Here is an 18,390-nt window from a genome sequence, read left to right on the forward strand (position 1 = left end):
CAAGAGCATTAGACATCGTGTCCTTGACAAATTGGACGAATTGTCCAATTTTAATGTGCATGCAAGAGACCTCTCCCACGAAGCAGGAAATTGAACGGCGAGCCTTGGAGCTGGGTGCGTCGCAGGCCGCTATATTCAAATGGCGAAAGCGCGGCATCCCTGCTCATTGGCAGATAAAGTTGTTTACCGAATTTGGCGGGTCTCTCGATCTCGCGGACCTGAAGCGTTTCTCATACGGCCACGAAAACTCACCTTCGAGGCAGGAGGTGACGCCATGACCATTGCTCTTTCATCGCTAAATCACGGAGCAGGAAACGCCGAATTCATGATTCGGCAACCTTGCCCAACTCTGAAAATCGCCACGCGCCGCGGCATCAACTCTTCGGGCAAATCGCCAAGGCGCCCTGATCGAGCGCCTGCAGAATTCCGCCGAGGCGATCTTCGGCCTCGTGCATCGCTGCCTCGCCTAACGGCGGCTGATCTGCCCAGCATTCATGCTCCGTGCGCAGTGCGACCAGATACGCCGCGAGCCAATCGCCGTGGCGCCGCGCGTCGCGCGCGCAGCACCACACCAATTTTCCGAGCGCCGTCTCCACAACAAGGAGATGGCCTTTCAGTCTTTCGATCTCCTCGCTCGTCGAGGCGATCGTGATCTCGTTGCTCATGCTTTGCCTTTGATGCGTTCCGACCTTTGAGCGTTCCAGCGCCCGCGGGTCATTCTGGGATAATTGCAATGCGCGTCTCAAACTATTCCATCGCCTCCTTTCCGGAACCCCCGATGTCCCAAGCATCGGAGGGTTTTATGCGGAAGTCTGGGTCTTTCTTCCCCAAGTTTGGGGGAATCGACACCCAAGTTTGGGGTGTCTTTTTTGCAACACGCCATCCTGTCAAGACGGCGCAGTGCGTCGCGGCAAATATTGGCGCGTCTGAGCGCACCGTCGAGAAGTGGCTGGACGGAACCTCAACCCCGAACATGCATGCGTTTGGTCGGCTGGTCGCCGCCTATGGTCCCGAATTCCTCGCCGCCTGTTTCCCAGGATGCGATTGGCTGAGCACTGCGTCGCGCGCTGCGCGTCGCGAGAATTTGAGCGCCGAGCTGGCGCGGCTCGAACGCGAGATCGGCCAGCTTTAGGGGCGGTTTTTATGCGGATTGTTGCTGCCGAGATTGTGCGCCTTTGCGCAAAGGCGATTGGCGTCGGAGCCAGGGCCGATCTCGCTATCGCGAAATGGCTTTTCGCTGTAGCCGACCGAATTGAGAGGGCGTGATCATGAGGCAAATTGAGCCCCTGGCCGACGTTCATGGCCCGGAAGACTACGGCCCCGTGCCCGAGCTGCGGTGGCTGCCGATCGGCAAATTGATCGTCGACGACGCCTATCAACGCGAGATCACTCCAGCCGGCCAACGCAACATTCGCGCGATTGCAGATGCGTTCTCCTGGAGGAAATTTGCGCCCGTCGTCGTCAGCCCTGTCGCCGGCGGTGCTTATGCGATCGTCGATGGCCAGCACCGCACCACGGCCGCAGCGACGATCGGCGTCGACTCAGTGCCGTGCCTGATCATCCAGGCCGATCGCAAACAACAGGCGCAAGCCTTCCGGGCGATCAACGGCCAGGTGACGCGGATGAACCGGCTGATGATCTACAAGAGCGCGCTGGCCGCCGGCGCTCCGGAGGCCCTGGCGGTCGAGGCCGTCGCGCGCAAGGCCGGCGTCACGATCGTCACCCATTGCATCGCCGGCAAGGATCTGAAGCCGGGCCATACGATTGCTTGCGGCACGATCGGCATATGCCTCGCGAGATATGGCGAGGCGTTGACGATCCTGACGCTGCAGGCTGTCGGGGCCTCGGAGGGCAAACGCGGCGGCTCGTTGCTGTCTCGAATCATCTTTGCTGTCGCCACCGTGCTTTCGGACCATGCCGAATGGCGGACTGACAAACGCCTTATCGAGGTGTTCGCATCTGTAGACCTCTGCAAAGCATACAAGATCGCGACCATCGAAGCGGCAAAGCATCCGAAGCTGAAAAGCTCCGATCTGCTTGAAGCCGCGATCATTGATCATCTGACCCGCCTTCTATCCAAACGAAAGGCGCTGGCATGAGACGTCTCAAGTGGACCGTCGATGCGGAAAAGCGACTGATTGAAGCCTGGAACGCCGGCGTCGGCCCGACCGATCTCGCCGCCCGCTTCGCGACCAGCCGCGGCGCGATCAACGAAAAGATACGCGAGCTGCGTGGCGCCGGCGTCGCATTGCGATGGGCACGGATGCGGAGGGCGGCATCCTATGGCTGATGACAACGCCTTCGGCGTCGCGGAATCATCCATTCTTATCGATTCGCACGCTGTGCCGTTTATCCCAGAACGGGATATCGGATCGAGCTCGAAGTATGTCTCGACCTGTGGCCCTGTGCTGCGCGCAAGCGGTCGCCTGCTCGCCACGAGCGGCCTTTTCGCCTGGGTCTTGTTTGACGGATGCGACGAGCCGCGCACGTGGCCGCTCGCCTTCCTAAAACTCGCCGGGGAATGCCGATGACGGAAGGGAAGGGCCACAGCGCCGTGCGGGCGATGAAGCGGCCCCGGCTATCCGACGGTCAGCCCTGGCAAAAGCTCGAGCTGTTTCCGACGCCGCCCTGGGCGACGCGGGCGTTGTTCGAGCATGTTTTGCCGATGATCCCTGGCTTTGGCTGGAACGCCAGGGAGTGCATTGAAGATCCCTGCGCCGGGCTCGGCCATATGTCGTCTGTGCTGGCCGAGTATTCGCAGCACGTCATCGCCAGCGATGTGATGATCTACAAATTGGCCGGAGGAGGAACCACCTCCGCTTTCGGAATCCACCAGCGCGACTTTCTCAATTCCCCGCGGCGGCCTGGTGTCGATTGGATCATCGCCAATCCGCCGTTTGAAGGCGCCGCCGGCTTCTTTGAGGTGGCTATACACGAGGCGCGCGTCGGCGTCGCCCTGTTCGAACGTATCCAATGGCTCGAGAGCGATGGGCGCTTTGAGGAGATATTTTCGCCGCATCCGCCGGCGCTGTTTGCGCCGTTTGTAGAGCGCGTCCCGATCTGCGAGGGCGGCTATGACCCTGAAGGATCGACGGCGACCATGTACGCCTGGTTCGTATGGACCGTCGAGCCCTGCCGCTCGCCGTACATTCCGGGAGCCTTCCCCACCGCTCTGATCCCACCAGGGCGTCGTGCGGCGCTGACGAAGCCTTCCGACGCCATTCTAGCCCAGCGTTCCGTGCCCGGCTTCATTCCGCCGTCACAGCGCAGGAAAACGAGCCGACCAAAGACGTCAATCCAAATTGATGGAGATGCTGCATGAGCCTTATCGATCGGCGCAGCGCACCCTTGCCTGGATCCGTGCGCTCAGCCTGCCGCGTCAAAGACATACTCCGGCATGCGGTTCCTCTGGATCATCCAGATGCGGCAATTGCCCGCCGCTATCTCGATTCGCTTGGGCTCTTGCCGCTCAGTCCTTTGCTCCTCTACGGCCGGGTTCTTTTCCGTCCGCATCTCGATTATGTCGCCCGTCTCGGCGCTGGATCTTATCCCGCGCTGATCGGACGTTTCAGTACTTATGTCGACGAGTCACGCTCAGTCGAATGTACATTTCTGCGCGAGGATGGATCGGCGATCGCCGATCTTAAACCTCCACACTCTCCGCGGCTGTATTTTGGACTGGCCGGCGGCTATTTCTTGCCGTTGAGCCATGGGCAAACCGGCCGGCCGCTGAGCGAGGCGCGTAGGCCCGAGCACATAATCATAACGCAAAGGCTCGAGACAGGCCTCAAGATCATCCGGGATATGCCGGAAGCGCGGGTGTGGGTCGGCATCAGCCTCCGCAACATCGGCGGCTTGCCGCTCGAAATGCCGCAGATCGGGCGGCTGACGTTCGTTTTCGACGAACTGCCATTGGCCGACCATACCGGCAGCCTGCGCGCCCTCATCGCCCGCAAGGGCAAACCGGTCCAGATGACGAGCGGCGAAACCTTCCTGCGAGGCGTGACCGCCAAGAGCTTTGAGGCCGCCTGATGACTCGCAGTTTATTCCCGAAGCGGCGCACCGCGTTCACGGTCGAGTTTTTCTATCGCCAAAGCGGCTTCAAGGTCTCGTTTTCGGTCTTCGATTTTGTGACCTTTCGGGTCGGCGAGATCTTTCTGGCGACCGACAAGACCTCGAACGATCTCGAGGCCGAGGCGCGCGACGCCATGATCCTCGCCAGCTTCGCTCTGCAGCATGGCGCCACGATTGAAGAGATCCGCTCCGCCATGACCCGCGACCACGCTGGCGAATGCTCCTCGGTCGCCGGTTATGCGATCGATACAGTCTGGAATGCGATCGAAGATTTGAAAAAGAATGCCGATCATGCGTGACCAGGCCTCTGACGATTGGATTGCGCGAGCGCGGGCGGTCACGGTGAAAGCCGAACTGGAGCGGCGCGGTCTTTGGTCGAAAGCCATGGCCGGAGACAACGGCGTGCCGTGCCCCGGCTGTGGCGGCCGCGATCGATTTGGCGTCAACGTTCGCAAGAATGTCTGGAACTGCCGCGCGTCCGGCGCCGCCGGCGACGCGATCGCCCTGGCGCAGCATATTGACGGAACCGAGTTTCTGGCGGCGGTCGAGACCGTGACCGGCGAGCCGCCGCCTCGTGGAGCGTCCGCACTGACCGAGGCAGAGAAGCGCGCCATCAATGAGCGCGCGGCGAAGGCTCACGCGGCCGACGAGGCGAAGCGCCATGAGCAAGAGGCGGCGAGCTTTCGTTTTCGCGAGCGCGAGCGGCGTGCGGCGTTCGAGCTCTGGACCGGCGCGCGAGGTTTGCGGGGCACGCTGGGAGAAGCCTATTTATCTCGCCGCGGCCTGACGGCGCCGCCCGAGGCGCGGCTGCGATTCCACGAAAAGGTCGTCTATTGGGACAAGCCGCGCGAGCAGGGCGGCCGGGTAATTCACGAAGGTCCGGCGTTGCTCGGCGCTATAGGCGGCCCGGATGGCCGCTTTCGCGGCGTGCAGCGAACCTGGATTGATCTCGAGCGTCCGAACGGCAAAGCCTTTATCGTCAACCCGTACACCGGCGAGATTCTCTCGTCCAAAAAAGCGCGCGGCTCGATCAAAGGCGGCACGATCCTGTTGCGTTCGGGCGGCGTCAAGGCGGCGTTTCCCGGCGATCGGCGCGGCCCCTCGCGGCTGTTTCTCGGCGAGGGCATTGAGACGGTGCTTTCGGTCTATTGCGCTCTGGCGGCGTCGGCGTCGGCCCTGCTCGAGGGCGCTGAATTCCGCACCTCGGTCGATCTCGGCAATCTTTGCGGTAAAGCCGGAGGCCGCATCAAGCATCCAACGCTGACCCGAGACGACAAGAACGGCAAGAGCCGGCCGGTTCTCGTGCCCGACAATGAGCCGCGCGATGATCCGGAGTTCCCGCTGATCAGGATCCCCGCCGGCGTGCTTGAGCTCTGTCTGTTGGGCGATGGCGATAGCGAGCCGTTCTATACGCGGATGGCGCTGGAGCGCGCGGCGAAGCGGTTTTCCGCTGCGCATCCGCAATTGATGGTTCGGCTGGCCATGGCCGCGCCCGGCGTCGATTTCAACGATATGTGGCAGGAAGGGAAAGCGGCATGAGCAGGCGACGCCTATTCCTCGGCGACCAGATCCTCGATCCGCACGCCCAGCGCCTCGGCGACGCGCTTGAGGACGGCAACCGTCCCAACGCGCGCGCCACGCTCCATGTCGGCGATGGCGCTTTGCGAAACGCCGGCGCGCGTGGAGAGCTCGCCCTGCGTCATCACGCGCTTATTCCGCCAAAACGCGAGCGGCGTTTTAGCTTCAGCCAGCGCCAGCGCCTCCTTCGCCGTCAACCGCTCATCTTCGCCCCGCGCCAGCGCATCCATCGCCCTTGCGTGGTCGGCCGCATCCGCAGCGTCGCGCAGCGCTTCGAATTCGGCGAGCGGCAAAATCACCAGCGTTTCCCCGCCTGGCGTCCTGATGGTCTGATGGCTCATTGTGCTTTCCCTTCAATCATAGACATCGCCGCGCGGTCCGATTTTCGTCACGATGATCTCGGCTTCGGTTTCCTCAAAAATCACGCGGAAATCGCCAACCCGCAGGCGCAGCCCCGTCGAGCCCACAAGCTGCTTCACGTCTCCCGCCCCGGTCTGCGCATAGCGCTCGATCTTGGCCACGATGCGATTGGCGTCCGAGCGATGGACGCGGAGGTCGGCAGCCGCGGCGCGAGTGAAGGAGACCGTTTTCACAGGCCGACTATCTCATATCGCGATGCTAATTGCCAGCGCATAATATCTCAATATGCGATATTATGCGAGGATTGACGCTCATGAACGATCCAACCGCAATCGTCGCTGCCGTCGAAACGGCGGAGATCCTCGCATTTCCGGCGAATGCCTCCCTCGCTGGCGATAGCGGAGGCGATCCTCCGCGCACGCCGCCGGTGGATCCCCCTGACGATCAAGATGGCTCCGGTGACGACGGTGGCGGCATTGACGGCATCGTCGAGAAGCTCAACGCGGAATATTGTCTAGTGTTGATGGGATCTCGCGCCATCATCATGCGCGAGACGCCCGACGCGCCGATCGAGGACCGCACCCGGGTGTTGTCGATCGAGGCCTTCAGGGCCTATTTCTCCAATCGAAGCTCAGCGGTCAAAAAGCGCGAGCGGCGTGAAGACGCCAACGGCACGGTGACCTGGGTCGACGTTAAACGCTGGGTCAAATGGGCGCCACATTGGCTGAATGCAAAGAATCGCCGCACCTATGACGGCATCGAATTCTTTCCGGATCCTGACAATGCGCCGGGCACGAAAAACTATTTCAACGTATGGCGCGGCTTTTCCGTCAAGCCGGACTTCGATACGCCGGCCGCGGAACGTCCGCTGAAGTATAAAACCTTTCGCGACCATCTGCTGACGAACATCGCCAACGGCGACCGAAAGCTCTTCGATTGGATTTTCGCCTGGTGCGCGCACATCGTCCAGCGCCCGCGCGATCGCGCCGGAACGGCGATCGTGCTGCGCGGCAAGATGGGCAGCGGCAAAACCAAGGTCGGCGAGATCTTCGGTTCGCTTTTCCAGTCGCACTATTTCCTCGTTGATGATCCGCGCTATCTCGTCGGGCAATTCAACGCGCATATGGCCTCGTGCCTGCTGTTGCAGGTGGACGAAGGCTTTTGGGCCGGCGACAAGGCGGCCGAGGGCCGGCTGAAAGGCCTGGCGACAGCGCCCAAGCAAATGATCGAAGCTAAGGGCGTCGATCCGATCCGGCTCGATAATTACGTGCGGCTGATGTTTTCCTCGAATGAGGATTGGGTGATTCCGGCCGGCCTTGAGGAACGCCGCTTTTGCGTGCTCGATGTCGCGCCCCATGTTGCGCAAAACCACGCCTATTTCGCCGAGATGGACGCTGAAATGAATGCGGGCGGCCGCGAGGCGCTGCTCGCCGATTTGCTGGCCTACGACCTTGACGCGCCGAACGCGCCGAACGTGCGCATCATTCCGAAAACCGCGGCGCTGCTCGAGCAAAAATTGCGGTCGCTGGATCCGGTGACGAGCTGGTGGTTCGAACGATTGTGCGATGGCACGACGACCAGGCGCGGCGGCAGCTGGAAGCGACAGGTTCCGGTTGACACCATGTTCGACGATTACGTGCACAACGCCGAGAAAGTTGGCGTGCGGCGCAAGGCTGAAAAGATCAGCCTCGGCATGAAGCTGCGCAGGCTCGTGCCGACCGTTTCGACCCGCAAGCAGAGCATGTCGGTCGAACTTGCAGACGGGTCGACGGTCATACGCCGCGTGCCCTGCTTTTTATTCCCAACGCTGAAGGAGTGTCGCGCCGCATTTCAATCGGCCGTCGCCCAGGCCGTCGATTGGGGATCGTTTGGCGTGCCGAGCGACGAAGAGGATTCGGCTGAAAATGAGGATGGCGTGGGGGAAGGAGAACACGATGCGCAGTTCTAGCTGTCCGAACTGTCCGATCTTCTCGGACGAAGACGAAAAGATAGGACGCGAAATTCCCTTTTGAGTTCAAAGCGCTGTCCTACCTGGCCGACCTGTCCGACCTTTTTCTCACGTGCGCGCGAGCGATGCGCAAATCCAGCGAAGGTCTTTCGCTCCCTGCGATTGAGATCGGAGCAGCCAAAAAAGGTCGGACAGGTCGGCCAGGTCGGACAAGCGTTTGATGTTGCATCGGTATTAGCTGTCCTACCTTTTATTTTATTTATCAAAAGGTAGGACAGGTAGGACAGGGCGTTGATTTAATTCGTGAAAATCGTTTGTGACAAAGTTGGCCAGCGAGGTGGGAAGATGGGTGCAAGAGCGACGAAGGTGAGCGATGGCGAACGCGATTGGTATGCCGCCTATATGAACGCGAGAACGGTTGAGGAGCATCGCTTGAGCCTCGTCACGGACGAGATCTATGAGCCGAAATGGTATGTCGCCTATACGAACGTCAAATCGGAAAAGCGCGCGGCGGACGGCTTGCAGCGAAAGGGCTTCCTGACGTTTTCTCCGGCCGGCGCAAAGCAGATCAAGCTGCGGAGGAAGCGGGTGCGCGTTATGCGCTTCTTGTTTCCGCGATATGTTTTCGTTGGCTTTGTTCCGGGCTGCTCATGGTATGCGCTCCGCCATACCGATGGAGTTGAAGCGATACTGGCCAATGATGGCGCTCCAGTCGTCGTGCCAACGAAATTGATTGAGGACATGCGGAAAGAGCAGGCTACGGGCGTTTACGACGAACGCGAGCCATCACCGATTGTCGCCGGCGCAGTCGTCAAGTTTGCGCGCGGCGCTTTGCAGGGTCGACGTGGAGAGTGCCTCAGGATCGTTGGCACTCAAGCCGCGGTCATGATCGATATGTTGAACCGCGCGGTATTAGTGAAAATAGGGGTTGACGAGCTGATTAGCGTGACTTGATCTGCTGCTCAGGACCTGCGGTTTAACGTGTCGTTTCGATACGGCGACACTTATGTGGAACCGATGATCACCCCGCAGGGATAACTGCGTCGTGAGTTTCAGTCCAGCGCCGCAAGGTTGCTGGGCTTCTCTTTGTGCGAAGGCCCAATCGTGAAGATGATCAAGCCGCTTCGCGTGGCGAAGGATCGCACGATCGCTGCAATGCAGCCGAAGAGAGTTGATCCGTTCTATTCATCGCCATTGTGGGCCAAGACGCGTCAGAAGGTGTTTGAGCGCGACTGCTACACATGCACGGTCAAGGGATGCGGCAGGCCAGCGAAGTTCGTCGATCATGGCCGAGCTCGACGCTGGGGCGGCGCAGATGACATGTCGAACCTGCGATCTCTTTGCGATTGTCACGATCGCATGTTCAAGGAGCGGCCAGACGGATCGCGCAAGACCGAAGGGTAGGGGGTTTGAAAACTCTGACCTCCTCGTCTAGCCACCGCACATTCCCCAACGGAGAGATTTTTTTGGGAATAATTTCAGGGGCTTGCAATCAAGTAATCAAGTTTTCAAGAGATAGGTAAAATGGCCGGAAAGCATGGCGGCGCGCGGCCTGGCGCTGGGCGTAAATCATCGAGATCCACGGCGTCGAAGGTGAAGTCCGCTTCGGCCGCGGCGCCGGAAGCGACCGTTTCCCCGGAGAAGCTGCCGCAGGAGCCGATGCCGCTCGAGCAGGTCGAGGGCGTCGCCTCCGAGAAAGAGATCGCCATCCTCGCCAGGTCCTACTCGCCGGCGGCCATCAAGCGCCTGGCGTTTATCTCCCAGTACGGCAACAGCGAAGCCGCGGCGGTCGCTGCCTCCAATGCCCTGCTCGATCGCGGCTTCGGTCGCCGCGCCGCCTTCGTCGATCCGCCGCCGCCGCCGCAACCGCCCTCGCCGGATGCGGAGAATCCAACCTCGAAAAAAGGCGAGCAGCTTGATCTCAATGAGTGGGCGGGCATTCTTAATTGAGCGGCGCATGGTCTTTCGCCTGCCCAGATTGGCAGGATCGCTTGCGGTCAGGTCGCTCTCTCGTGCCGACCCTGCCGCTGGACGAAGCGGCGGCCGCCCGCGCTATCACGGTGTTCGGGCGCCTGCGCATACCGGACGTCGTCGGCACGCCGCTTATGCGCGATGCTTCAGGGGACTGGATCCGCGACATCGTCGGCGCGCTGTTCGGGTCGATCGACCCGACGAACGGCCGCCGGCGGGTTCGGGAGCCGTTCCTGCTGTCCCGAAGAAGAACGCCAAGACCACTGGCGGCGCGGCCATCCTGCTGACCGCGCTGTTGATTAACGAGAGGCCCTACGCCGAGTTCCTGCTCGTCGCCCCAACCCAGCAGATCGCCGAGCTCGCCTTCCGCCAGGTCGAGGGCATGATCGCGACCGACAAGTTTCTGCGCAGCCTGTTGCACGTGCAACCTCACCTCAAAAAGATCACGCATCAGCGCAATAGCGCGACCCTGCAGATCAAATCGTTTTCGACCGACATTCTCACCGGCGTGAAACCCTCCGGCATTCTCGTCGACGAATTGCATGTCGTCTCCAACAACCCCAACGCCGACCGCGTCATCGGGCAGCTCCGCGGCGGCCTCATCTCTCAGCCGGAAGGGTTTCTGTTTTTCATCACAACGCAGTCTGAGCGGCCGCCCGCGGGCGTTTTCAAGACCGAGCTCGCCAAGGCCCGCGCCATCCGCGACGGCCTCATCGGCGGCGCCATGCTGCCCATTCTTTACGAGTTTCCGGAAGATGTTGCCTGGAACGATTCCGCCAATTGGTGGATGGTCACGCCCAATCTCGACCGGTCGGTCACGCTCGATCGGCTGATCGAAGAATATCAGACGGCGGTCGACAGCGGCGATGGCCAGCTGCGGCGCTGGGCGTCGCAGCACCTCAACGTCGAGATCGGCCTCGCGCTCCGCGCCGATCGCTGGCCTGGCGCCGAGTTTTGGGAGGCCAATGTCGAATTTGGCCTCACGCTCCGTGAGATCATCAGGCGTTCGGACGTCGTGACCATGGGCGTCGACGGCGGCGGCCTTGACGATCTCCTCGGCGTCGGCGTCGTGGGTCGGGACAGGATCACGCGCAAGTGGTTGTCATGGGGCCACGCCTTCGCGCATGTCTCGGTGCTCGAGCGGCGCAAGAGCGAGGCCTCGAAACTGCGCGATTTTGCCGAGCATGGCGATCTCACCATCGTCGACCGCATGTCGATCGCCTTCGAATCAGTGGCCGACATCGCGGAGGAGATCGACCAGGCCGGAACTCTCGCCTCCGTCGGGCTTGACCCTTACGGCGTCGCGGAGATCGTCGAGGCCATGGCGCTGCGCGACATTTCGGGCGACGATCGCATCGTCGGCGTGTCGCAGGGCTACAAGCTGACCGGCACGATCAAGATGACTGAAGTTAAACTGGCCGACGGCAACCTCGTCCATTGCGGATCAGGGATGATGGCATGGTGCGTCAGCAACGCGAAAGTCGAACCGAAAGGCAACTCGATCGTCGTGACCAAGCAGGCCTCCGGCTCCGCCAAGATCGACCCATTGATGGCCCTCTTCAACGCCGTTGCGCTGATGAGCCAGAATCCTAAGCCGCTTGGAGGTCGCTCGGTCTATGAGGATGGCCACAACCTTCTTGTAATTTAGATCGGAGAATCATTTTGCTTGTGGCTGCCGCGATGTGAAGGTTGCCCGCGTGATTGATACGCTCATGCCTGCGGGGCCGCTAACGACTTGGGTTCGAGCTTCGAGTTGATTGGCTAGAGCGTTAACGATGGCCGTTCCCAATCCGCCGCCTACACTCATACTGCCGTCGGCTCTTCCGACGCCGTTGTCTGAGACGGTCAATTTCCAATCTGCCTCCTCGGCCTCGTAAGTGACGAGAACCAGGGCGCCGGCTTTGTTGGCTGGAAAAGCATATTTAATCGCGTTGATCAAAAGTTCTGTGACAATGAGACCAATGCTCACCGCCTTAGCCGATTCGATGGTCCCCTCATCCGCCACCACTTTAATCGTGATAGGCTGGCCGTCTCCGATCATCGATGAGGCTAGACTGCCGCAAAGCTTCTCCAAGTAGGAACGAGCTTCAATCTGTCGAATGCCCTCGGATGCATGCAAGTGCTGTTGGACTGCGGCGATCGACATGACACGTTGATGGGCGTCGCGCAGATGAAGCCGCGTTTCCTCTGACGTGACGGCCCGCGCTTTCAATAGCAGGATGCTCGCGATCATCTGGAGGCTGTTTGCGACGCGATGCTCCATTTCCTGAAGCAAAACCTGTTTCTGGCGCAACAGCTCTTTGGTTTGCGTTAGAAGTTCCTCCTTCTCGCGCTCATTTACGCGTCGAGCCGTAACATCAGTGAAACCGAGCAGAATCATCGAGCTTGAGCTGTCTTTGTAAAGCATCTTTCGCGCGTTCAGATGCATGGTCCGGCGGCCGAGGTCAGGAAAATCGTGCTCGACCTCGAAGCCGTCCATCGCCGCGTGTTCCGGGATGATGGTTTCAAGCAGCACGCGAAGCGCCGGGATGTCCCATTGGCCTTCGCCCAGAGCGTAGAACAGACAGCCGATTGTGTCCTCGGCGTCGACGTTGAAAGTGCGGTAAAAGGAACGACTGGCTCCCAGCACGCGAAACTGGTTATCCAAAACGATAAACGGCTCCGGGATCGTATCGATGATCGCCAGCGCAATCGCGTGCGCGTCGGCCATGTTCTGGCTTGGGTTCAACATTGGGAAAACGCTAGTCCGATCTGGAGCTGTACGGCGCGCGGATGGCCTTAAAAATAGCGTGCGGTTGATCCGATCAGACAATACGCCCTCCGAAGACAAATGTCTGCCGATCACGCTAATTCGTTTATCGTGCTCAGGTCCCGTTGGATGATCCCTGGCGTCGTCGTTTACCGCGGCTGGCTCAAAATCTGGAACATGAGATGAATTCCGCATGAGCCTCGTCTCCCGCATCCGCCAGGCCTTCGCGCCAAAGGAGAAAAGCGTCGGCGCCGCGCTCCCGGCGATGGGATATCTGCCGACGCTGGGCGCGACGCCGTCGACGACGGGGCTGAACATCAGCCAGGGCACGGCGATGGCGGTCTCTACCGTCTACGCCTGCGTCACCATCCGCTCGCAGGATACCGCCCGCTGCACGCCGCGCCTGTTCACGCGTCGGTCCGACGGCTCTCGCGCGGAGAACACCACGCATCCGCTATGCAAGGTCTTTCGCCGGCCCAACCGGGTCCAGACCTGGTTCGAGTTTATGGAGCAAATGAACGCCGCCTATCTTCTGCGCGGCAATGCCTATGCGGCCATCAAGCGCGACGGGCGCGGCGTTGTCTCCGAGCTCATTCCGATCAATCCGGACGCCGTTTTGGTCCTTGAGGGCTTCGACGGCCAGATCTTCTACAACGTCAATCGGCTCGGTCTGTGGCAGATCGCCATGCTGCGCGAGTTTCCGTCCTCGATCGCCTCGGAGGATATTTTTCATCTGCGCGGCCTGAGCTTGAACGCGCTCATGGCGCTTTCGACGATCGGCATCGCGCGCGATTCCATCGGCGTCGCCATGGGCCTCGAGCAGCAAACGGCGCGGCAAATGGCCAATGGCGCCCGGCCTAGCATGGTGCTCGAGGCTCCTCATAAACTGTCCGAGGACACCGGGAAGCGTCTCAGTCAGCAGTTCCGCGACGCCTTCGCCGGCATTCAAAACGTCGGCGGCGTGCCGGTGCTCGAACAAGGCATCAAGGCAAACCAATTGCAGCTCACCTCGGTCGACATGGAGTTCATGGCCCAGCGCGCCTACCAGGTGCAAGACATCGCCCGCTTTTACCGCATCCCGCCGCATAAGCTCGGCACGGATCAGCTGCGCGGCGTCAACATCGTCCAGATGGATCAGGATTACGTCAACAATACTGTCATGCCTGATTTGCATCGCTGGGAGCAAAAGTTTGATCAGGTCTTCGGCCTCTCTGACGAGGGCCTTGAGATCGACATGGACGAAACCGTGTTGCTCCGCGCCGACATCACGACCCGTTACAATTCGGCCCGCGTCGGCATGCTGACCGGCTTCCTTTCGCCAAACGAAGTGCGCGCCGGCGAGAATCTTCCGCCAGTCGAAGGCGGCGACGAGGTATATCGCCCGCTTAACATGGCCGCGCTGGGCAGCGACGCCACCGGTACGGCGCCGGACGGGGCGGGGCATCCGACCGCGGCCGAAGGCGATGCGCCAGCGGCTGACAATGTGCCGACCCATATCTCAAACGATAACGCAATGACAAACGGCGCGCCGCCGCCACTGAATGACGGTTCATAAAACTCGGGCGACGTTCGGCGCGCGCGGACGAACAGAGCTTCGCGCCCACGCCGGCCGTGGGCGGGTATCTCGCTTAGGCCCAAAAGCGGACCTTGCAGATGCAAGAGTTCAGGCGGATAGACTTCTGCACCTGGTGGAAATCGGACATTGGGGTTTTAGGCGTTGATCATCTCCTTGATCCGGCTAGCCAACACTTCCATTGGAAACGGCTTGATCAGGATAGACATGCCGGGCTTCAAGTTCTCGCGGCTGAACACCGCACTGTCGGCGTAACCGGTAATGAAAAGCACCTTCAGCTCGGGCCTGACCTGGCGCGCTGCATCGGCCACTTGCCGCCCGTTTAAGGCGCCAGGTAAGCCAACATCGGTCACGAGCAAGTCGATCCTTACGTCGGATTGCAGTATTCTCAGCCCAGCAGCGCCATCGGCCGCCTCGATCGCGATGTAGCCCAGATCCTCAAGCACTTCGGCCACCAGCATCCGCACGGTCGGCTCGTCGTCTACGACAAGTACCGCCTCGCCATGTTCGGCACGGGAGACGACATCATCGAGCCCTGCTGGACTTTGCACCTTCGCTTCCTCACCATCGTGCCGCGGCAGGTAGAGGCAGATCGTCGTGCCCGCTCCTACCTCGGATTGGATGCGAATCTGCCCGCCAGATTGCCGCGCAAAGCCGTAGATCATGGAGAGGCCAAGGCCGGTGCCTTGTCCGAGCGGCTTGGTGGTGTAGAAGGGGTCGAAGGCGCGGGCAATCACCTCGGGCGGCATGCCGGTGCCGGTATCGATGACGCAAAGGGACAGGTAGTCGCCAGGGGGCAGGTCACGCGCGCGGGCCTTCCGCTCATCCAGGCGGTTGTTGGCCGTCGCGATGGTAATTCGGCCGCCGTCAGGCATGGCATCGCGTGCGTTGATACACAGATTCAGCAGCGCATTCTCAAGTTGGTTGGGATCCACCAAGGCGGTCCATAATTCAGCCGCGCCCACGACCTCGATTTCGATCGCGGGTCCGACCGTGCGCCGGACCATCTCCTCCATCCCCGCTACAAGTCGGTTGACGTCGGTTGCGATCGGGGCGAGCGTCTGCTGGCGCGAGAACACCAGTAGCCGGTGGGTCAGTGCCGCCGCCCGTGTAGCGGCTCCCTGCGCCGCGCCGATGTAGCGGTCGACATCTTTGAGGCGCCCCTGTCTGACACGGGTTCCTAGCAGTTCCAGGCTACCTGTGATGCCGGTCAGAAGGTTGTTGAAATCGTGCGCAAGGCCACCCGTCAGCTGCCCCACTGCTTCCATTTTCTGCGACTGACGCAGCTGTTCCTCAAGCTGCTTACGATCATCGATATCACGCCCGGCCGCATAGAACTCGCCATCTTCGGGTATGCAGGTCCAGCTGCGCCAATTATATGAGCCGTCACGAGCTCGCATCTGAACGTCAAGGTCGTGCACCACTGTGCCTTGAACCAGCCGCTCGAATGCGCCGCGCAGGGCGGTTAGCTGTTCCGGATGAACCAAGTGCTCAAAGCGCGCGCCGATGAGGTCCTCGCGAGGGTATCCCAGCGATTCAGTCCAGGCTGGATTAACGCTACGGCAACACCCATCAAGACCGCACAATACGAAAAGGTCTGGGCTGACCCGCCAAATCTGATCCCGCTCGCGCGTACGTTCCGTGACCTGCTTCTCCAGCGTCTCATTCAATTCGCGCAAAGCGGCCTCGCTCTCTCGCAAAGCCGCTTGCGCGTCGCGCATCTCACCAGCGACGCGGAGGCGGTCCACCGCCGCTGCAAGCAAATTTGCATAGCCGCGGAGAAACTTGGTGTCTTGTTCATTAAAGTTTCGGGGGGTTCGGCTGTCGACCTGTAATATGCCGTAAGGAGACTTGCCGTCCGCGCCTAATATGATGACGCTGACGATCGCCTTTACGCCGTTGTCTTTAATGAAGTCCGCGTATTTGAACCTTGTTTCTTGGTCAATGTCGTCCGACATCACTGGCAGGCCGGTCTGTAGGGCATAACCCTCGGACGAGCCCCTCACGGCCGTGACTGTTATTTTACCTACGACATAGGACTTCCACCCCACGCCAGCCCGAACCAGGAGCGTGACGCCGTCCTCCTGCATCTCCATGACCTTCGCCAAGTCCGTATCCAGGGCCTCGCCTACCAGGCGGCAAGCTTCGGTAAGGATTTCATCCAAGTTGTCCGAGCGCAGGGCCAACTCGCCGAACTCGGCTAGTACCTCCTGTTGCCTTTGAAGCCGACTTTCACCGTTGATCAAAACGACCCTCCCTGCGTCCACGTCCGATTCATCCCGTCAGCTACCCTCGGAGTGAGCCGATGAAGCAGGCTCAGCTCTAACTCGGGAGCACACACAATGGTTGCTGGACTGCCTTGAAGTCTGCTTTGGGGAACAGTAGCGACCGTAGCCGCCCTCCGACGTTGGCGTCCGATTTGCCGGGTTGCTCGCCCGAAAGCCGACAGGCTGCCACTTCGGCCGAGACCGGCCCTGCGCGAGATTTTCACGATGTCCGCGAGCGGCCGTAATGCAGACCAATTTAGATCGACCGAACGCCTAATAGGGCGGCGGTCGGAGTCCCTTGGAATCCGTGACCATGCAGAACAAACTCTTCGCCGGCTCGGTCGTTTCCGACGCGGCGCTCGGCGATCGGCAGATCCGCGTCGTCGCCAACAGCGGCAAAAGCGATCGCGTCAGGGACGTCCTCGTCGCCAAGGGCTGCAAGCTCGACAACTATTTGTCGAACAATATCGTCCTGGCCGATCACAATCCGCAGTGCCCGGTCGGCAATTTCGCGCCCGAGATCAAGGATGATCGCGTCGAAGGCGTCATCACCTTCGCGCCGGCTGGAGCTTCGGCCAAGGCAGACGAATATTGCGCCTTGTACAAAGCCGGCGTCATGAAAACAGTCAGCGTCGGCTTTCGCGAGATCGCCGCAGAGCCAATCAAGGGCGGGGGCTGGCTCTACAAGGAGTGGGAGCTCATGGAGCTATCATGCGTCGCGGTCCCTTGCGATCCTGGCGCCGTCGTCACGGCCCGTTCGCTGCCAGGCGACCGCTGCAATTGGAAATGCGGCGCCTCGCTCAATTTGCCGATCGCGGAAAAAAGCGATTGGGACGCCTCAGAGGCTGCTGAACGCATTTTCGCGAAGGCCGGTTTCGATGGTGATAATCCCGACGTCGCCTGGGCGCGCAAAGGCTTCCTCGCCTATGACGACGCCAATCCGAGGCTGAAAAGCTCCTACAGACTGCCCTTCGCCGACGTGATCGACGGAAGGCTGACGGCCATCAAAGACGCGGCCGATGCCGATGACATGATTGGCGCGGAGGTTCCGTCCGAGGTGTTGAAAAAGGCCCGTGCGGTGCTCGACGACTACGAGGCAAAAATGAAAGACGGAAAGAACGCGCCAGCATCAAAGACCAAAGCGATCAAGCCCAAAATCAAAGGCCTCTACGATGTCGCCTGTCTGGCGCGCCTGCTAGGCGAACTCGGCTGCCTGCAAGACAGTTCAGTTTGGGAGGCTGAGTGGGAGCAGGATGGCAGCAAAGTCCCGGCGATGCTCGCCGACGCGCTGCAGTCCCTCGCAGACGTCTTCCTGGCCATGACGGCGGAGGAGACCGCCGAGCTGCTCGCTGGCCGCGACGTCGAGGTCATTCCGGTCGATCTCGCCTCTGACGACTCGCTGACTGACGCGACCAAACGCATGCGCGCCGCATTCCGCAAGTCAGGCCGCATGCTCAGCGCCGAAAACGCCAAATGCCTCGAAAAAGCGATGGACTGTATGTCCAAGGCCGCAGGCCATATTGAAACCGCCTGCGGCCACGTCAAGGATATCCAGGACCGCGCTGGATCGTCGGATGGCTCCAATGAGCCGGGTGATTCCGACGAGCTTGCAGACGTGGAGCTCGCTGGCGAGATCGAGCATCGCAAGCGTCTGGCAATGGCGCTGGCTTTGTCTCCAGCGCCATAGCAACCTCGCGTCTATTGGTTGCAGGTGGTCGGCGGAACGCAACCCGTCCCGTTTCCATTCGAATGAACGGCGAGGCCATCAGAGCCGCCAACGCTACGTCCTTCGGAGCCGGCGCCCGGGGCGCGTATGCCCGTTCCGGCCTCCCCTATAGCAGGGTGTCCGCCGGTCATAGCGCCTCCGCTC

At 60.8% G+C, this 18,390-nt stretch carries 21 protein-coding genes; 16 read left to right on the plus strand and 5 right to left on the minus strand.

Annotated features, from left to right (window positions below):
- Positions 1-374 precede the first annotated feature (374 nt).
- Positions 375-665 carry a hypothetical protein gene (locus tag WDN46_08040; GenBank protein MEJ0093373.1) on the minus strand — a complete coding sequence of 97 codons (291 nt, stop codon included), beginning with the start codon at positions 663-665 and terminating at the stop codon, positions 375-377.
- Between the two features lie 113 nt (positions 666-778).
- Between WDN46_08040 and WDN46_08045 the strand changes: the two genes are divergently transcribed.
- The 8 genes from WDN46_08045 (at position 779) to WDN46_08080 (ending at position 5,613) form a co-directional block, all read left to right on the plus strand.
- Complete coding sequence (locus tag WDN46_08045; protein MEJ0093374.1) at positions 779-1,132, plus strand: hypothetical protein; 354 nt, start codon at positions 779-781, stop codon at positions 1,130-1,132.
- A 136-nt stretch (positions 1,133-1,268) separates the two neighbouring features.
- A complete protein-coding gene (locus WDN46_08050; protein ID MEJ0093375.1) occupies positions 1,269-2,099 on the plus strand; it encodes a ParB/RepB/Spo0J family partition protein in 831 nt (276 codons plus the stop codon).
- Positions 2,096-2,290, plus strand: coding sequence for a hypothetical protein (locus WDN46_08055; GenBank protein ID MEJ0093376.1), 195 nt, complete (start codon positions 2,096-2,098; stop codon positions 2,288-2,290). The genes WDN46_08050 and WDN46_08055 overlap by 4 nt, the downstream gene beginning before the upstream one ends.
- Positions 2,283-2,531 carry a hypothetical protein gene (locus tag WDN46_08060; protein MEJ0093377.1) on the plus strand — a complete coding sequence of 83 codons (249 nt, stop codon included), beginning with the start codon at positions 2,283-2,285 and terminating at the stop codon, positions 2,529-2,531. Before WDN46_08055 ends, WDN46_08060 begins: the two co-directional genes overlap by 8 nt.
- The gene (locus WDN46_08065) at positions 2,528-3,322 is read left to right on the plus strand and encodes an SAM-dependent DNA methyltransferase (GenBank protein MEJ0093378.1); all 795 of its coding nucleotides are present in this window, start codon (positions 2,528-2,530) and stop codon (positions 3,320-3,322) included. The genes WDN46_08060 and WDN46_08065 overlap by 4 nt, the downstream gene beginning before the upstream one ends.
- A complete protein-coding gene (locus WDN46_08070; GenBank protein MEJ0093379.1) occupies positions 3,319-4,032 on the plus strand; it encodes a hypothetical protein in 714 nt (237 codons plus the stop codon). Before WDN46_08065 ends, WDN46_08070 begins: the two co-directional genes overlap by 4 nt.
- Positions 4,032-4,373 carry a hypothetical protein gene (locus tag WDN46_08075; protein ID MEJ0093380.1) on the plus strand — a complete coding sequence of 114 codons (342 nt, stop codon included), beginning with the start codon at positions 4,032-4,034 and terminating at the stop codon, positions 4,371-4,373. The genes WDN46_08070 and WDN46_08075 overlap by 1 nt, the downstream gene beginning before the upstream one ends.
- Positions 4,366-5,613: a DNA primase gene (locus tag WDN46_08080; GenBank protein ID MEJ0093381.1), complete on the plus strand. Its 1,248-nt coding sequence runs from the start codon at positions 4,366-4,368 to the stop codon at positions 5,611-5,613. The genes WDN46_08075 and WDN46_08080 overlap by 8 nt, the downstream gene beginning before the upstream one ends.
- 11 nt (positions 5,614-5,624) lie before the next feature.
- Here WDN46_08080 and WDN46_08085 read toward each other — a convergent pair whose 3' ends face one another.
- A complete protein-coding gene (locus tag WDN46_08085; protein MEJ0093382.1) occupies positions 5,625-5,993 on the minus strand; it encodes a helix-turn-helix transcriptional regulator in 369 nt (122 codons plus the stop codon).
- Between the two features lie 12 nt (positions 5,994-6,005).
- The gene (locus WDN46_08090) at positions 6,006-6,245 is read right to left on the minus strand and encodes a type II toxin-antitoxin system RelE/ParE family toxin (GenBank protein ID MEJ0093383.1); all 240 of its coding nucleotides are present in this window, start codon (positions 6,243-6,245) and stop codon (positions 6,006-6,008) included.
- A gap of 80 nt (positions 6,246-6,325) precedes the next feature.
- On the opposite strand from WDN46_08090, the gene WDN46_08095 reads away from it, so the two are divergent.
- The 6 genes from WDN46_08095 (at position 6,326) to WDN46_08120 (ending at position 11,579) form a co-directional block, all read left to right on the plus strand.
- Positions 6,326-7,960, plus strand: a complete 1,635-nt coding sequence (locus WDN46_08095; protein MEJ0093384.1) for a primase-helicase family protein — start codon at positions 6,326-6,328, stop codon at positions 7,958-7,960.
- A gap of 345 nt (positions 7,961-8,305) precedes the next feature.
- Positions 8,306-8,914, plus strand: coding sequence for a transcription termination/antitermination NusG family protein (locus WDN46_08100; protein ID MEJ0093385.1), 609 nt, complete (start codon positions 8,306-8,308; stop codon positions 8,912-8,914).
- A 156-nt stretch (positions 8,915-9,070) separates the two neighbouring features.
- The gene (locus WDN46_08105; protein MEJ0093386.1) at positions 9,071-9,364 is read left to right on the plus strand and encodes a hypothetical protein; all 294 of its coding nucleotides are present in this window, start codon (positions 9,071-9,073) and stop codon (positions 9,362-9,364) included.
- Between the two features lie 120 nt (positions 9,365-9,484).
- Positions 9,485-9,910: a hypothetical protein gene (locus WDN46_08110; protein MEJ0093387.1), complete on the plus strand. Its 426-nt coding sequence runs from the start codon at positions 9,485-9,487 to the stop codon at positions 9,908-9,910.
- A gap of 41 nt (positions 9,911-9,951) precedes the next feature.
- Positions 9,952-10,218 (plus strand): hypothetical protein, encoded by a 267-nt coding sequence (locus WDN46_08115; GenBank protein MEJ0093388.1) that lies wholly within the window; start codon positions 9,952-9,954, stop codon positions 10,216-10,218.
- Complete coding sequence (locus WDN46_08120) at positions 10,215-11,579, plus strand: terminase TerL endonuclease subunit (protein ID MEJ0093389.1); 1,365 nt, start codon at positions 10,215-10,217, stop codon at positions 11,577-11,579. The genes WDN46_08115 and WDN46_08120 overlap by 4 nt, the downstream gene beginning before the upstream one ends.
- A 9-nt stretch (positions 11,580-11,588) precedes the next feature.
- On the opposite strand, the gene WDN46_08125 is transcribed toward WDN46_08120, so the two are convergent.
- Positions 11,589-12,662, minus strand: coding sequence for a histidine kinase dimerization/phosphoacceptor domain -containing protein (locus WDN46_08125; protein MEJ0093390.1), 1,074 nt, complete (start codon positions 12,660-12,662; stop codon positions 11,589-11,591).
- Between the two features lie 211 nt (positions 12,663-12,873).
- Between WDN46_08125 and WDN46_08130 the strand changes: the two genes are divergently transcribed.
- Complete coding sequence (locus WDN46_08130) at positions 12,874-14,235, plus strand: phage portal protein (protein ID MEJ0093391.1); 1,362 nt, start codon at positions 12,874-12,876, stop codon at positions 14,233-14,235.
- A gap of 155 nt (positions 14,236-14,390) precedes the next feature.
- On the opposite strand, the gene WDN46_08135 is transcribed toward WDN46_08130, so the two are convergent.
- Positions 14,391-16,499, minus strand: coding sequence for an ATP-binding protein (locus tag WDN46_08135; GenBank protein MEJ0093392.1), 2,109 nt, complete (start codon positions 16,497-16,499; stop codon positions 14,391-14,393).
- Between the two features lie 334 nt (positions 16,500-16,833).
- On the opposite strand from WDN46_08135, the gene WDN46_08140 reads away from it, so the two are divergent.
- Positions 16,834-18,207, plus strand: a complete 1,374-nt coding sequence (locus tag WDN46_08140; protein MEJ0093393.1) for a hypothetical protein — start codon at positions 16,834-16,836, stop codon at positions 18,205-18,207.
- Positions 18,208-18,390: the final 183 nt, after the last annotated feature.

It is taken from the genome of Methylocella sp. (assembly GCA_037200525.1).
Taxonomy (GTDB): domain Bacteria; phylum Pseudomonadota; class Alphaproteobacteria; order Rhizobiales; family Beijerinckiaceae; genus Methylocapsa.

Excerpts from the sequence above, each read along its gene's own strand:
- WDN46_08105 (MEJ0093386.1), top strand. The coding sequence starts at position 9,071 with ATGATCAAGCCGCTTCGCGTGGCGAAGGATCGCACGATCGCTGCAATG.
- WDN46_08050 (MEJ0093375.1), top strand. The coding sequence starts at position 1,269 with ATGAGGCAAATTGAGCCCCTGGCCGACGTTCATGGCCCGGAAGACTAC.
- WDN46_08040 (MEJ0093373.1), bottom strand. The coding sequence starts at position 665 with ATGAGCAACGAGATCACGATCGCCTCGACGAGCGAGGAGATCGAAAGA.
- WDN46_08140 (MEJ0093393.1), top strand. The coding sequence starts at position 16,834 with ATGCAGAACAAACTCTTCGCCGGCTCGGTCGTTTCCGACGCGGCGCTC.
- WDN46_08125 (MEJ0093390.1), bottom strand. The coding sequence starts at position 12,662 with ATGTTGAACCCAAGCCAGAACATGGCCGACGCGCACGCGATTGCGCTG.
- WDN46_08110 (MEJ0093387.1), top strand. The coding sequence starts at position 9,485 with ATGGCCGGAAAGCATGGCGGCGCGCGGCCTGGCGCTGGGCGTAAATCA.
- WDN46_08085 (MEJ0093382.1), bottom strand. The coding sequence starts at position 5,993 with ATGAGCCATCAGACCATCAGGACGCCAGGCGGGGAAACGCTGGTGATT.
- WDN46_08075 (MEJ0093380.1), top strand. The coding sequence starts at position 4,032 with ATGACTCGCAGTTTATTCCCGAAGCGGCGCACCGCGTTCACGGTCGAG.
- WDN46_08055 (MEJ0093376.1), top strand. The coding sequence starts at position 2,096 with ATGAGACGTCTCAAGTGGACCGTCGATGCGGAAAAGCGACTGATTGAA.
- WDN46_08060 (MEJ0093377.1), top strand. The coding sequence starts at position 2,283 with ATGGCTGATGACAACGCCTTCGGCGTCGCGGAATCATCCATTCTTATC.
- WDN46_08100 (MEJ0093385.1), top strand. The coding sequence starts at position 8,306 with ATGGGTGCAAGAGCGACGAAGGTGAGCGATGGCGAACGCGATTGGTAT.
- WDN46_08065 (MEJ0093378.1), top strand. The coding sequence starts at position 2,528 with ATGACGGAAGGGAAGGGCCACAGCGCCGTGCGGGCGATGAAGCGGCCC.
- WDN46_08080 (MEJ0093381.1), top strand. The coding sequence starts at position 4,366 with ATGCGTGACCAGGCCTCTGACGATTGGATTGCGCGAGCGCGGGCGGTC.
- WDN46_08130 (MEJ0093391.1), top strand. The coding sequence starts at position 12,874 with ATGAGCCTCGTCTCCCGCATCCGCCAGGCCTTCGCGCCAAAGGAGAAA.
- WDN46_08070 (MEJ0093379.1), top strand. The coding sequence starts at position 3,319 with ATGAGCCTTATCGATCGGCGCAGCGCACCCTTGCCTGGATCCGTGCGC.
- WDN46_08095 (MEJ0093384.1), top strand. The coding sequence starts at position 6,326 with ATGAACGATCCAACCGCAATCGTCGCTGCCGTCGAAACGGCGGAGATC.
- WDN46_08045 (MEJ0093374.1), top strand. The coding sequence starts at position 779 with ATGTCCCAAGCATCGGAGGGTTTTATGCGGAAGTCTGGGTCTTTCTTC.